The organism is Achromobacter aloeverae, assembly GCF_004121055.1.
GTDB classification, from domain to species: domain Bacteria; phylum Pseudomonadota; class Gammaproteobacteria; order Burkholderiales; family Burkholderiaceae_B; genus Bordetella_C; species Bordetella_C aloeverae.
In genome coordinates this window covers 215,488-228,758 of sequence record NZ_PYAL01000008.1, presented here as the reverse complement: position 1 = coordinate 228,758, position 13,271 = coordinate 215,488, and the positions used below count along the sequence as shown (strand labels likewise).

Here is a 13,271-nt window from a genome sequence, read left to right as displayed (position 1 = left end):
CCGGGGCGTTTTCATGTTTGCCCTGCTTTGATCGCGGCGCTTCAATCCCCCAGTTTTGCTTCCTTGATCACTGCCGACCAGCGTTGGGCATCGGCGTCGATCAAGGCGGAGAACTGGGCGGGCGTGCCCTGGATGGCTACAGCGCCTTGCTCGGCCAGCATATGCTTCATCGCGGGGGTGGCGACCACGTCGCGCAATTCACGGGACAGGCGATCCACCAGTTCGGGAGGCATGCCGGCGGGGCCCATCAGGCCGAACCAGGATTCCACCACGCAGTTGCACGCGTTAGCTTCCTTCATGGTGGGGACATCCGGGAGCATGGCGGTGCGCTGCTGGCCGGCGATGCCCAAGGCCTTGAGCTTGCCCTCTTTCACTTGCGACGCCACGCCGGGCACGTTGGCGAACAGGATCTGCACGCGTCCGCCGAGCAGGTCGACCATGGCGGGGCCTACCCCCTTGTAAGGCACATGGGTGAACTGCGTGCCCGTCTTCAGCATGAACAGTTCGCCGACCATCTGGTTGACCGAGCCTATCCCCGCCGATGCCATGCTCAATTCACCAGGATGGGCTTTCGCATAGGCAATGAGTTCGGCCAGGTTCGTCACCGGCAGGTCGGGCGCGGTGACGAGGACGTTGGGCAGGCTGGCGAATTCGCCGATCGGTGAAAACGCCTTCCTGGGGTCGAAGCGCAACTGCTTGGTCAGGTACGGCTGGATGGACTGTGCGCCCATGGTCGCCAACAGCAGGGTATAGCCGTCGGGCGCCGCGTTCGCCACCAGTTCCGCGCCGATCAGGCCGCCGGCGCCGGCGCGGTTTTCGACGATGACCTGCTGGCCCAGGCGTTGCGACAGGTTGTCGGCCAGCAGCCGGCCCATCAGGTTGACGCTGCCGCCCGGCGCGAAAGGCACGATCAGGCGGATCGGCTTGTTGGGATAGGACTCCGCGGCGGAGGCGAGCAGGGGCAGCGCCAGTGCCGCGCCCAGGATAAGTCGACGAATGATCTTCATGATGGAATTCCCCTTGGAGTGTTGGTCATCCCTACGCAATGAACAATGAGCAATGCGTGGATGCGCTGCCTTCGGTCTTTGCCTTCAATGCCGCGCCGCCAGTTCCTGCGTCTGGCGCTTGAGAGTCCGCGCGGCATCGCTCAGGCGGCTGCGATAGCGTCGCGTTTCTTCAAGGATACGGTCGCGCGCCTGCTCCTGGCGCTGCACGCTTTCAAGCACGCGTGGGTGCGCCGGGCCGCCCAGTACCTTGCGCGAGGCCACGTTGCGGGCGGGATCCAGGCAGTCCGCGACGGTGGCGGCGGTCAGCCCGGCGGGGCGGCCCAGTTCCTCTTCGGACGCGGCATCGATCAGGGCCGTGTCGATCAGATCGGCCTGGATGCCGGCGTCCAGCGCGCGCCGCACCACTCCGCCGACGACGTGATGGGCGTCGCGGAAGGACATGCCCGCTTCGCGCACCAGCGCATCGGCCAGATCGGTGGCGGTGGAGAAGTTGGCGCGCGCCTGCCGCAGCATGTTTTCCGTGCGCGGCCGGGCCTGGTCAACGATGAGCCGCAGCAGCGCCAGGCAACGTTGCGATTCGTCCAGGGCTTCATAGAAACTGCGCATGCTTTCGCGGCTGCTGTCGGCGGTGTGGGTGAAGTTGGTGCCCTTCACGGTGGCCATGGCTGCCGTCAGCAGCCCCACCATGTGCCCACCCTTGCCCTTGAGATATTCAAGCACCGCGGGATTCTTCTTCTGCGGCATGATGCTGGAGGTGCTGGCCACGCTGTCCGGAAACTCGACCAGGCCGAATTCCGGTGTCGACCACACATAGTAGTCTTGGGCGATCCGGCTCCAGGTGACCGCGGTGATGGCGATGGACGACATCAGCTCCAGGGCGTAGTCGCGCGAGGCCACCGCGTCCAGGGCGTTCGGCACAGGCGCGGCAAAGCCCAGCCACGCCGCCGTGGCCTGGCGGTCGATGGGGAAGGCGGTGCCGGCCAGCGCGCCGGCGCCCAGGGGGCAGGCGTCCAGGCGGCCAAGTCCCAAGTTCAGGCGGTCGATGTCGCGCAGCAGGGTGTCGGCGACCGCGCTCAGGTAGTAGCCATACGTGATGGGCTGGGCGGGTTGCAGGTGGGTGTAGCCGGGCATGACCACGTCGGCGAAATCGTGGGCTCGCGCCAGGGCGGCTTGATGCACGGCGGCCAGCGCTTCGATGACGTCGAGCACCTTGGTCCGGGTCTTCATGCGGTCCACCGTGGCGCCCATGTCGTTGCGGCTGCGCGCCATGTGCAGGCGGCCACCCGCATCGCGGCCAGCGATTTCCATCAGGCGCGCTTCGTAATTGAAATAGGCTTCCTCGCGGCCGGCATCCAGTTCGACGGCCTCCGGGCCTTCCTGTTCCATGCGCGCCAAGGCCTGGGCGAGCGTCGCGGCCGTGGCCGTGTCCATCAGGCCCGTGTCGTGCAGCATGAGCAGGTGCGCCTGGTTGATGCTCGTCAGGTAGGCGAAGTTGGCCTGAAATTCGCGATTTAGGCGCGGCACGAAAATGAACTCGCGCACCTCGGGTGCGATGGCCTCCTTGAGGCGCCGGCTGACTTTGGATTCCATCTCTGTAGCTCCGTGAAAACGTATGCCGGCCAGTATGAAAATGCCCTCCTATATCGTCAAATCAGTTATCTTGGCGCGTCGATACGTTTTTGATATGGGCTTGGCAACAGGCGTTTCCGGAGGCCGCATGACATGAACTTCAAGCAGATCGAAACCTTCCGCGCCGTCATGCTGACGCGCTCCATGACGCTCGCGGCCAGCCAGTTGCACACCTCGCAGCCCAATGTCACGCGCGTCATTTCCCAGTTGGAAAATGAGGTGGGCTTCGCCTTGTTCGAGCGTGTGGCCGGACGCATCACGCCGACGGTAGAGGCAGAGTCCCTGCTGGTCGAAGTGGAGCGCGCGTTCGTGGGGCTGGATAGCCTGGCCGATTCCGCCAGGTCGATCCGGCAGTCCGGTACCGGAAGCCTGCGGGTCGGCGCGGTATCGTCTATCGCCATGAGCATCATTCCCGAGGCCATGCGCTTGTTCACCGAGCGCTACCCCAAGGTGCCGGTGGTGATCCATACCAGCGGATCGTCCTCTGTCGCGAAGTGGACGGCGTTGAGGTACTGCGAGGTGGGACTGGTGTCCTTCCTGTCCGACATTCCCGGCATCGAAGCGACGCCGCTGCGCAAGGAGCGAGGCGTCTGCGTGGTGCCCGGTAATCATCGACTCGCGCGCAAGCGCCTGATACGGGCGGCGGACCTGGCGGGGGAGCGCTTCATTTCGCTGCCCCAGGGCAGTTCGACCCGCCTGGCCACCGATGCCGCCTTCGAAACCGACGCACGCCAGTTGATGATGGAAACGCCTTACGCCACCACGATCTGCCGCATGGTCGGCCTGGGGCTGGGTGTGGGCATCGTCAATCCCATCGTCAGCCGCAGCATGAAGATCCCTGGAACCAAGGCCATCGCGTTCGAGCCGGCCATCGAGTTCAGGAGCTATGTGCTGCGGCCGACGAATACGCCCAGCACGCGGCTGGCACGGGCCTTCCTGGAGTGCGTGGACCAGGCGTGGCCGGCTGAATAGCGGGCGCGTCCTGTCGGCAGCGGCCGAGCGAGCATGCTAAGGGTTTGTACGGATGTGCCGCCGGCGCGCGTCCGTCGAGAATCAATCGATTCACATTTGCTTATTACCTCCTTGCCTACCCGCAACACCCCCTCGCCTTCCGCCGACGTCCTGCTGTCGCTGCGCGGGGTCACCGTGGATTTCTCCACCGACGCCGGCTCCGTGCGCGCCGTCGACGGCCTGGATTTCGATGTGCGCCCTGGCCAGACCCTGGCCATCGTGGGCGAGTCCGGTTCGGGCAAATCCGTGACATCCCTGGCCATCATGGGTCTTACCCGCTACACGGGCGGGCGCGTGAGCGCAGGCAGCATCGTGTTGCGCGACAAGGCCGGCCATACGGTGGATCTGACGCAGGCCTCCGAAGACCAGATGCGGGCCCTGCGCGGCAACGACATCGCCATGATCTTCCAGGAACCGATGACGTCGCTGAACCCGGTCTATACGGTAGGCGATCAGATCCAGGAAGCCATCATCCTGCATCAGCGGCTGACGCCCGCGGCTGCGCGCAAGGCAGCGCGCGCCTTGCTCGAAAAAGTACGCTTGCCGGATGCGGAGCAGATGCTCGACCGCTTTCCGCATCAACTGTCCGGCGGCATGCGCCAGCGCGTCATGATCGCCATGGCGCTGTCCTGCCAGCCGCGCCTGCTGATCGCCGACGAGCCGACCACCGCGCTGGACGTGACCATCCAGGCGCAGATCCTGAACATCATCCGCGAGTTGCAGCGCGACCTGGGCACGGCCGTGCTCTTCATTACGCACGATATGGGCGTGGTGGCGGAGATGGCCGACGAGGTGGTCGTCATGCTGCGTGGCAAGAAAGTGGAGCAGGGGGCGGTGGCGCAAATCTTCGACGCGCCGCGGCACGCCTATACGCAGGCCTTGCTGGCAGCCGTGCCCCGCCTGGGCAGCATGACCGGGACCGACTTGCCGCGCCGCACGCGGCAGGTCGTGCTGGACGGCGACACGCCGCATGAGGCAGGCGCGGCGTATGAACAGGACACCGCGGACTATCGCCAGCCCTTGCTCAGCGTACGCGGCCTGACCACGCGCTTTGACGTCAGGCGCAATTTCCTCGGCCGCGCCACGCATCGCGTGCACGCCGTGGAGGGCGTCAGCTTCGATCTTTATCCGGGCGAGACGCTGGCCCTGGTGGGGGAGTCGGGCAGCGGCAAGTCGACCATCGGCAAGACCTTGCAGCAGCTGGTGTCGCCCACGGCGGGCGAGGTGCGCTTCGACGGACGCGATATTTTCTCGATGGACCGGGCGGGCAGCCAGCGCTTGCGCCGGGAGATCCAGTACATCTTCCAGGACCCGTATGCGTCGCTGGACCCGCGCAAGACCGTGGGTTTCAGTATCGCCGAACCCATCGTCACGCATGGCCTGCTGGAGGGCCAGGCAGCCATCCAGCAGCGCGTGGCCGAATTGCTGGAGCAGGTGGGCTTGTCCGCCGAACATGCGCGACGCTATCCCCACGAGTTTTCCGGCGGCCAGCGCCAGCGGGTCTGCATCGCGCGCGCGCTCGCCAGCAAGCCAAGGCTGATCATCGCCGACGAGTCGGTGTCGGCGCTGGATGTCTCCATCCAGGCGCAGATCCTCAACCTGCTGATGGATTTGCAGAGGGCGCACGGACTGTCCTACCTGTTCATCACGCACGATATGGCGGTGGTTGAGCAGGTCAGCCATCGGGTAGCGGTCATGTACCTGGGGCAGATCGTCGAGTTGGGCAGCCGGCGTCGCATTTTCGAATCGCCCCGACACCCCTACACGCGCAAGCTGCTGGCGGCCGTGCCCGTGGCCGAACCGGGCCGGCACATCGATACCAGCCTGGTGTCCGGGGAGATTCCGAGTCCCGTGCGCCGCGTCGGCGACGAACCGGCCCTTTTGATGCTGGATGAAGTCGAACCGGGGCACCTGGTGGCCCGATGATGCCGATGCCCATCCCAATGCCATTGTCGTAGCGAACGGCCGCTCCATTTATTTCTCTTACTGATCGTGTCCTTGGAGGCAACCATGTTTTCCCTGAAAAAGACCGCAGCCGCGATGAGCGTGGCGCTGGCGCTCGGCGCCGGGGCCCTGGTGCCGCTGTCCGGCGCGCACGCGGCAGGCACCTTGACGGTGGCCATTACGCAGGATGCCGGTAGCTGGGATCCTATCGATACCTTCGTGACCTGGTGGGGGTCGGTGGGCAGCAATATCTATGACGGCCTCACCATGCGTGGCGCGGACATGAAATTGCAGCCGGCGCTGGCGACCAGCTGGGAGTTTCTCGACAACAACACGCGCATCCGCTTCAAGCTGCGCCAGGGCGTCAAGTTCCATGATGGCGAACCCTTCGACGCCAATGCCGTGAAGTTCACGTTCGAGCGCTTGCTGGGACAGGAGGGCGCGAAGGGGCCGCAGCGGTCCAACTACACGTCGATCGACAAGGTGGAAGTGGTCGATGCGCAGACGGTGGACTTCGTGATGAAGCGTCCGGATCCGGTGCTGCTGACCAAGCTGGCCGGTTACGGCGCCATGATCGTGCCGCCGAAGTACATCCAGGAGAAGGGGGATGCCTACTTCAATGAACATCCCGTGGGCACCGGCCCATTCAAGTTCGTCGACTACAAGCCCAAGGTCAGCCTGACGCTGGCGCGCAATGACGATTACTGGGGCGGCAAGCCCAAGCTGGACCAGGTGGTCTATCGCTTCATCGCCGAGCCCGCAACGCAGGTGGCCGAGTTGCAGGCCGGCCGGGTGGATATCGCAACCGTCATTCCGCTGAACCTGATCGCCACCATCGACAAGTCGTCCAACGCCCACGTGGTCAGCACCAGCGGACCCGTCACCATCGTGGTGCGCTTCGATACCGCGCATGGCATCACCGCGAAGCGGGACGTGCGCCGCGCCTTGACCATGGCCGTGGATCGCGACGCCATCATCAAGCAGTTGCTGCTGGGCAAGGCCAAGCCTATCGCCAGCTTCCAGGGCGACCTGTCCTTCGGCTACGATCCGGCGCTCAAGCCCCTGCCCTTCAATCCGGCCGAGGCGAAGAAGCTGCTGGCCGCGGCCGGGGTCAAGCCCGGGGAGGCCGTCCAGCTGGACGTGCGCGGCAGCGATTCGCAATTCCGCGAAGTGGCGCAGGCCATGGCGGCCTATATGCAGGCGGTTGGCGTGAAGGTGACCATCAAGCCGTATGAGACGCCGGTGCTGATCAACGACATCATCCCGCAGGGCAAGACCGGCGCGATGTGGCAGAACCAGTGGGGCGGATGGACCTATGACTACGACAACACCGCATACCTGATGTACCACAGCGGCGAGAAGTGGAATCCGTACGACAAGGACGCCAAGCTGGACGCCATGCTGGAGGCGCAGCGCAACACGTATGATGTCAATGAACGTCAGAAGACGTTGCGCGCCGTCGCGGCCTATGTGGCGGACCAGGCGCTGGACCTGCCGATGTATGCCCTGGATACCGTGGTCGGCGTCAACAATCGCGTCAAGGGCGCGGATATCCCGGGGGACATCCGTTTCCGTTTCGTGAACGCCAGCGTGGAGTGACCCGGCCGGGTGGGATAGCACTACTTACGCAATCAAGCGGGCAACCAGGCAGGCAAATACCGTCATGACCGGTTTTATCGTCAAGCGCGTCCTGCAAGCCGTTTTCGTCGTGCTGGCGGTGACGCTGCTTGTTTCCTATGCAGTGCGCCTGACCGGCGACCCGGCCGTGATGCTGAGCCAGGGCGCCGGCAGCATTACCGAGCAGGATCTGCAAAACATCCGCGCCGGCCTGGGGCTGGACCGGCCCTTCGCCGTGCAGTACCTGTCCTATATGGGCGGCTTGCTGCATGGCGATTTCGGCCGCAGCTTCGCCGGCGGAACGTCGGTGGGACGGCTGATCGGCGACGCGCTGCCGGCGACGCTGATGCTGGCCTTCGTATCGCTGGCGCTATCCATATTGATCTCGGTGCCGCTGGGCATTCGCGCGGCGGTGCGCAAGGGCAAGGCCAGCGACCAGGCGATACGCATCCTGTCGCTGGTGGGCTTGTCCTTTCCGAACTTCTGGCTGGCGCTGATGCTGGTGCTGCTGCTGTCCATCACCTTTCCGCTGCTGCCGCCGTCGGGATGGGAGGGGCCCATCAGCCTGGTCATGCCCGCGCTGACCATGGCCATCATCCTCAGCGCGACCAACGTGCGGCTGGTGCGCACCACCATGCTGGAAACGCTGTCGGCGCAATACATCATGGTGGCGCGCAGCAAGGGCTTGCGCGAGCGGGTGGTCCTCTACAAGCACGCGCTGCGCAACTGCGCCATTCCGCTGATCACCTACATGGGCCTGCAATTCGGCGGCCTGATCGGCGGCATCGTGGTGATCGAGAAGGTGTTCAACTGGCCCGGCATGGGAACGCTGGCCTTCGACGCCATCGCCTCGCGCGACTATCCCGTGCTGCAGGGAACGGTGACGGTGCTGGCCCTGGTCATCGTCGTGGTCAACCTGCTGGTCGACATCGCCTATGGCATCGTCGACCCTCGCATTCGTACACGCTGAGGTCACATGCAGACGACGCTTACCGATGTCGCCACGCGCCGCGCCGCCGCGCTGCGCCGCTTTCGTTCCCTGGAGTTCGTGCTGGGGGTGGTGCTGACCGGTGTCATGGTGTTGGCGGTGCTGTTCTCCGGATGGCTCTTTCCCGACGGCGGCGAGGCCATGGACCTGGGGGCGCGCCTGATTCCGCCCTTCCAGTCCTGGTCCCATGTATTCGGCACCGATCCGCTGGGCCGCGACGTGCTGGCCCGCGTGGTGGCGGGCGGCCAGATCTCGCTGACGGCGGGTTTTTTCTCGGTCCTGTTCGGCGCCTTGCTCGGCACCGTCATGGGGCTGGTGTCCGGTTACTACCGGGGCGTGTGGGACGTCATCGTGATGCGCTTTGCCGACGTGCAACTGGCGTTGCCCTTCATCCTGGTGGCCATCACGTTCATTTCCATCCTGGGCGGCGGCCTGTTCAATGTGATTTTCTTCATGGTGATCTCGCAGTGGGTGCAGTACGCGCGTCTGGTGCGCGCCCAGGTGCTGGCCTTGCGGGAGCGCGAATTCGTGCAGGCGGCGCGCGCTTCCGGCGTGCGCGACCTGGCGATGCTGCGCCACCATATCGTGCCCAATCTGCTGGGCCCCCTGATCATCCTGATGGCCTTGAACGTGGCCAACAATATCCTGCTGGAAAGCAGCCTGACCTTTCTGGGACTAGGGGTGGACCCCACCGTTCCCAGTTGGGGCGGTATGCTTGCCGATGGCCGGACCTATTTGCAGACCGCGTGGTGGGTCAGCGTGTTTCCGGGGCTGGCCATCATGCTGACGGTGCTGGGCCTGAATCTCCTGGGAGACTGGCTGCGCGACCGTCTCGATCCTACCGGCAAGGTGTAGACATGGCGATACTGCTGGAACAGACCTTCGAGCGCACCCTGGATGCCTGGGTGCGGGAGTTTTCAGATCCCGCCTATCGAGGCGCCCGCGTGCAGGCCTGGCTGTTCGAGGATGCCGCGGCGCGCCGTTCGGCGGAGTTGCGGCTGTCGCAAGCGGGCGTGCATGCGCGGTTTTTCAGCGCCTACAAGCCCTTGGTGCATTTCTTCCTGGACGAAGTCGATGTCAGCGGCCTGGCCGGCGTTACCGTGCGCTATCCGGTGCATGAAGCGGCGCCGCGGCGGCGGTTCACCCTGGAGGCATATCCGCTGATCGGCATGCTGGACACGATGGAGGTGTCGCTGGAACCAGGAGGGCCCGAACTCGAGTACGCGGTGGAGCTGCGCTACGCCACGGCCCGCACCGAGCAGAAAAGGGTGTTTGCGCCCAACCATGTCGTCACCGACCACGCCGGCGTGGTCAGCCTGACGCCCACCGGCTGGGTACGCGTGGAAAGCGCGGACGGCAAGCTGCTGCTGGACGAGGCGCGGCCGACCGAGTATTCGCGAATATATGACACCATCCTGCGGGTAGTGGGTAGCCAACCCTGGGGCGAGGTCGAGCCGTATTTCGAGCGGCTGGAGGTAAGCGTGGACCTGCCGGGCATCGAGCGCGATACCGGCTACGACGACGAGGTCATCAGCACCTTCGAAGCCATGCACGAGGAAATCTACTTCGGCTTGCTGGAGATCTTCCAGCGCCATTCGGGGCGGCCTTTGGGCAACCGTGGCTTGCAGCCGGGGCAGATCGTGCCGGATGTGCGCCACAGCGAACGCGAGGTGAAGCTGCGCATCGCCACCGAGGCTTACGAGCCGGTTCGGGACGTGGTGAGCCGGTCGCTTGGCACGCCCTTGTCGGGTGTCAACGGACCCTTGTCGCTGGAGCGCATCGCCCATGAGATGAAGGCTGTGGGCGGCGAACCCTTTGTCGTGCGTTCGCGCCAGGGGCGTCAGGTGTGGGGTAGCTATGTGCGCGGCGCCGAGCCTGCCGTGGTGATTTCGGGCGGGCAGCATGCCAACGAAGCTTCCGGCGTGGTGGGCGCATTGGCCGCCGCGCATGTGTTGAAGGCGCGGCTCGATGCCCATTTCGTCCTGATCGGCCTGGAGAATCCGGATGGCTATGCGCTGTTCGGGCGCCTGTGCCAGACCAATCCGCGCCACATGCATCATGCCGCTCGCTATACCGCGTTGGGGGATGATCTCGCTTATCGCGAGAAGGCGCCGTATTACGAACTGGATGCGCGGTTCAAGGCCTACGAGATGAGCGGCGCGCAGTTGCACATCAGCCTGCACGGCTATCCGTCCCATGAGTGGACTCGGCCCTTGTCAGGGTACCTGCCGCGCAACTTTGAGTTGTGGACCGTTCCCAAGGGCTTTTTCCTGGTCATGCGGCACCATCCCGGCTGGGCGGGCAAGGCGCGCGCGCTGATCGAAAACATCACCGCCCGCCTGGCACGCGAGCAGCCCGAGTTGATCCGTTTCAACCGCCGACAGGTAGCCTTGTTCCGGGCGCATGCGCAGGAGCAGGGCTTCGACACCGTGAACGGGATTCCCGTTCAGTTCACCGAGTCGCCGGGGGAGCGGGTGCCCTTGATGCTGATCAGCGAGTTTCCCGACGAGACGGTCTACGGCGACCGCTTCCGCTTTGCGCAGGAAGTGCAGACGGCGACGGCGTTGGCGGCGGTGGATGGGTATTTGAACTGCGTGACGCGGGGTGGGGCGGGGAAGTAGGGCCAACGAACGCCTGTGCGCGCCCTTGGTGCTGCCCTGCGTGCGGCCATTGCGTGCTGTCGTTGCGCGCCGCCCTTATGTCCCTCCCTTATGTCCCGCCCTTGTGTGCTTACCCCGGCCCTACCTGGAAGGCCTCGTCCACGGGCACTTGCATGGCTGTCACCAGCGCATTGGTCTGCGCCGCCATGCCGATTACTGCCAGAAGCTCGGCGTGCTGCCCGTCGGTCATACCCTTGGCCCGGGCGGCGGCCGTGTGGGAGTGGATGCAGTAGGTGCAGCCATTGGCCGTGGACACGGCGATATAGATCAGTTCCCGCATCAGCGGCGAGAGTTCGCCTTCGGCCATCATGACGCTTTTTAGCTGATCCCAGACGCGCTGCAACTGCGGCGGGTCGTTGGCCAGCGCGCGCCAGAAGTTGTTGACGAAGTCTGACTTGCGCGTGGCGCGGATATCTTCGAAGACCGCCCAGGCCTGGGGGTTCTTGCGCACCTCTTCATCGGAAAGCAGTCGTTGCGTGGCCATGCTGGCGCTCCCTGTGTGACTGGCCCGCGAGGAGTGGCGGCACGGGCCTGGATCATTGGACCGGAAACCCCGTCCGCCTTCAAGCGGACAGCCGCAAGCCTGGCCCGCCCGGGCGCCCATTCCGGGCCATCCATGACCGGTCATGCCGCCGCCACGCCCAAGCTGGCACATTTCTGCTAGAATTGCGGATTCGCATTTTTCGCAGTGGCTATCCCCTGCGTAAACGTGACCCAGATCAGGACAGGTGGCCGAGCGGTTGAAGGCGCACGCCTGGAAAGCGTGTATACGTCAAAAGCGTATCGGGGGTTCGAATCCCCCTCTGTCCGCCAAGATTTATTCCATAGAAAGCTATGGACATCGAGCAAGCCAAGCCCGCACAGACAACGGAATTATCCGGAACACTGTTTTTGCGGGTTTTTTTGCATCTGGACCTCCGGGCTGATCGCTGGCACCACCACGTTTTCCTCACTACCCGCGCACGACGCTCCTGAATGCCGCTGCCAGGGCATCCAGGGCGTTACGCGGTCGGCCGGCGCGGATTCGGGTGTGCAATAGCACCGGCAAACGTGGCAGTTCAGGAAGTCCAAGCCTGCGGCCGACGTTCTCGGCGCCGAACGGCAGCATGCGGGGCGCCAGCGCGGCCACGCCCAGGCCTGCCATGACCGCGGCGGCAACGGCGGCAACGCCGCCGCCGACAAATACCTCCTTCCATGGTACGCCTGCCGCATCCAGCGTCTGCTCGGCCAGCGCGCGCACACCGCAAGGCTCGGCCATCGTGGCCAAGGGTAGCGGCTCGCCCGCGCGGTGCTGCCAGCCCGACGCGGCGAACCAGGCTAAGGGTTCTTCCGTCACCAACTCCCCATCGTCGCGCCCCGTGTCCAGGCGCACGATGGCCGCATCCAGCTCGCGCCGATCGAAGCGTTGCAGCAAATCCCCCGACGTGGCGATGCGAATGTCGATGAGGAGTTGAGCGTCCTGTGCGTTCATGCGGGCAATCAAGGCCGGCAGCTCCGGCCCCGCCACGTGATCGCTGATACCTAAAGCCAAACGCTGCCTCGCGTTGCCGCACACGGTCAGCGCGCGATCGTGCGCTTCCAACAAGCCGCGCGCATGCTCCAGGAAAGCGACGCCATGCGCGGAAAGCTGGACGTGCCGGGGCGTGCGCTCAACCAGCCGCACGCCCAGCCGCTTTTCCAAACGCTTGAGTTTCAGGCTGACGGCGGACTGCGTCGTATGCACGCTATCGGCCGCAAGCGTGAAGCTGCCAAATTCTGCGATACGCACGAATGCGCGAACGGCATCGATGTCCAAGGAGGGATCTATCATTTCAGATGGTTATCTTTGATATATCTGTCTATGTCTTTCTAAAATAGATGATAGTCCATAAGCTTCCCTTGGCACTCGTAGCGAGTATTCGTCGTTGAGACTCATATCAAAGGAAGCGTCATGCCCCTCGTCCACATTTCCCTGCGTAACGGAAAGCCGCCCGCCTATCGGCAAGCAATCTGCGATGGCATCTACCACGCGATGCGAGAAACGTTCGACGTGCCCGAAGACGACCAGTTCATGGTCGTGACCGGGCATGAAAGCGCCGACTTTCGCTACGGCGCGTCCTACTTGAATGTGGCCCGCAGCGACGATCTGGTGTTCATCCAGATCACCGCCAACGCCACCCGCAGTGTCGAGCAGAAAAAGGCGCTGTACCAATCCATCGTGCGGCGCCTCGGCGACAGTCCCGGTATACGCGCCGAAGATGTGTTCATCAACATTGTTGAAGTCGCGCGGGAAAACTGGTCGCTAGGCCATGGATTGGCCCAGTATGCGTGAAGCTGCCGTTACCGACTAGCAGGGCCAACGAGCGTGGCCAACGAGCGGGGGGCATGCTTGTATTCCTGGCTGCACTCTGGCCTGGCGCGCACTGCCGCCCCAGG

The 13,271-nt window shown here is 64.5% G+C and carries 11 protein-coding genes and 1 tRNA gene; 8 read left to right on the top strand and 4 right to left on the bottom strand.

All coding sequences use genetic code 11. The features are described 5' to 3' along the window. Positions 1 to 41 precede the first annotated feature (41 nt). Both C7R54_RS24550 and argH read right to left on the bottom strand, forming a co-directional pair. Positions 42 to 1,007 carry a Bug family tripartite tricarboxylate transporter substrate binding protein gene (locus C7R54_RS24550; protein WP_240039697.1) on the bottom strand — a complete coding sequence of 322 codons (966 nt, stop codon included), beginning with the start codon at positions 1,005 to 1,007 and terminating at the stop codon, positions 42 to 44. 84 nt (positions 1,008 to 1,091) lie between these two features. Continuing rightward, the gene (gene argH / locus C7R54_RS24545; RefSeq protein WP_129153341.1) at positions 1,092 to 2,597 is read right to left on the bottom strand and encodes an argininosuccinate lyase; all 1,506 of its coding nucleotides are present in this window, start codon (positions 2,595 to 2,597) and stop codon (positions 1,092 to 1,094) included. Positions 2,598 to 2,729: 132 nt separating this feature from the next. Between argH and C7R54_RS24540 the strand changes: the two genes are divergently transcribed. From C7R54_RS24540 to C7R54_RS24515, 6 genes are all read left to right on the top strand, one after another. Further along, positions 2,730 to 3,608, top strand: a complete 879-nt coding sequence (locus C7R54_RS24540; protein WP_129153340.1) for a LysR family transcriptional regulator — start codon at positions 2,730 to 2,732, stop codon at positions 3,606 to 3,608. A 150-nt stretch (positions 3,609 to 3,758) separates the two neighbouring features. After that, positions 3,759 to 5,573 carry an ABC transporter ATP-binding protein gene (locus C7R54_RS24535; protein ID WP_338026252.1) on the top strand — a complete coding sequence of 605 codons (1,815 nt, stop codon included), beginning with the start codon at positions 3,759 to 3,761 and terminating at the stop codon, positions 5,571 to 5,573. 84 nt (positions 5,574 to 5,657) lie between these two features. Next, positions 5,658 to 7,190: an ABC transporter substrate-binding protein gene (locus C7R54_RS24530; RefSeq protein WP_129153339.1), complete on the top strand. Its 1,533-nt coding sequence runs from the start codon at positions 5,658 to 5,660 to the stop codon at positions 7,188 to 7,190. A gap of 64 nt (positions 7,191 to 7,254) precedes the next feature. Next, positions 7,255 to 8,178, top strand: coding sequence for an ABC transporter permease (locus C7R54_RS24525; RefSeq protein WP_129153338.1), 924 nt, complete (start codon positions 7,255 to 7,257; stop codon positions 8,176 to 8,178). A 6-nt stretch (positions 8,179 to 8,184) separates the two neighbouring features. Continuing rightward, complete coding sequence (locus C7R54_RS24520; RefSeq protein WP_129153337.1) at positions 8,185 to 9,051, top strand: ABC transporter permease; 867 nt, start codon at positions 8,185 to 8,187, stop codon at positions 9,049 to 9,051. A gap of 2 nt (positions 9,052 to 9,053) precedes the next feature. Next, on the top strand, positions 9,054 to 10,817 hold the full coding sequence (locus tag C7R54_RS24515; RefSeq protein WP_129153336.1) for a M14 family metallopeptidase: 1,764 nt from the start codon (positions 9,054 to 9,056) through the stop codon (positions 10,815 to 10,817). Between the two features lie 109 nt (positions 10,818 to 10,926). Here C7R54_RS24515 and C7R54_RS24510 read toward each other — a convergent pair whose 3' ends face one another. After that, on the bottom strand, positions 10,927 to 11,340 hold the full coding sequence (locus tag C7R54_RS24510; protein WP_129153335.1) for a carboxymuconolactone decarboxylase family protein: 414 nt from the start codon (positions 11,338 to 11,340) through the stop codon (positions 10,927 to 10,929). Between the two features lie 238 nt (positions 11,341 to 11,578). On the opposite strand from C7R54_RS24510, the gene C7R54_RS24505 reads away from it, so the two are divergent. Next, positions 11,579 to 11,669 (top strand) — tRNA-Ser (locus C7R54_RS24505). Positions 11,670 to 11,808: 139 nt separating this feature from the next. On the opposite strand, the gene C7R54_RS24500 is transcribed toward C7R54_RS24505, so the two are convergent. Then, entirely contained in the window at positions 11,809 to 12,666 is an 858-nt protein-coding gene (locus C7R54_RS24500) for a LysR substrate-binding domain-containing protein (RefSeq protein ID WP_129153334.1), read from the bottom strand. 120 nt (positions 12,667 to 12,786) lie between these two features. Between C7R54_RS24500 and C7R54_RS24495 the strand changes: the two genes are divergently transcribed. Next, positions 12,787 to 13,167: a tautomerase family protein gene (locus C7R54_RS24495; protein ID WP_129153333.1), complete on the top strand. Its 381-nt coding sequence runs from the start codon at positions 12,787 to 12,789 to the stop codon at positions 13,165 to 13,167. Positions 13,168 to 13,271: the final 104 nt, after the last annotated feature.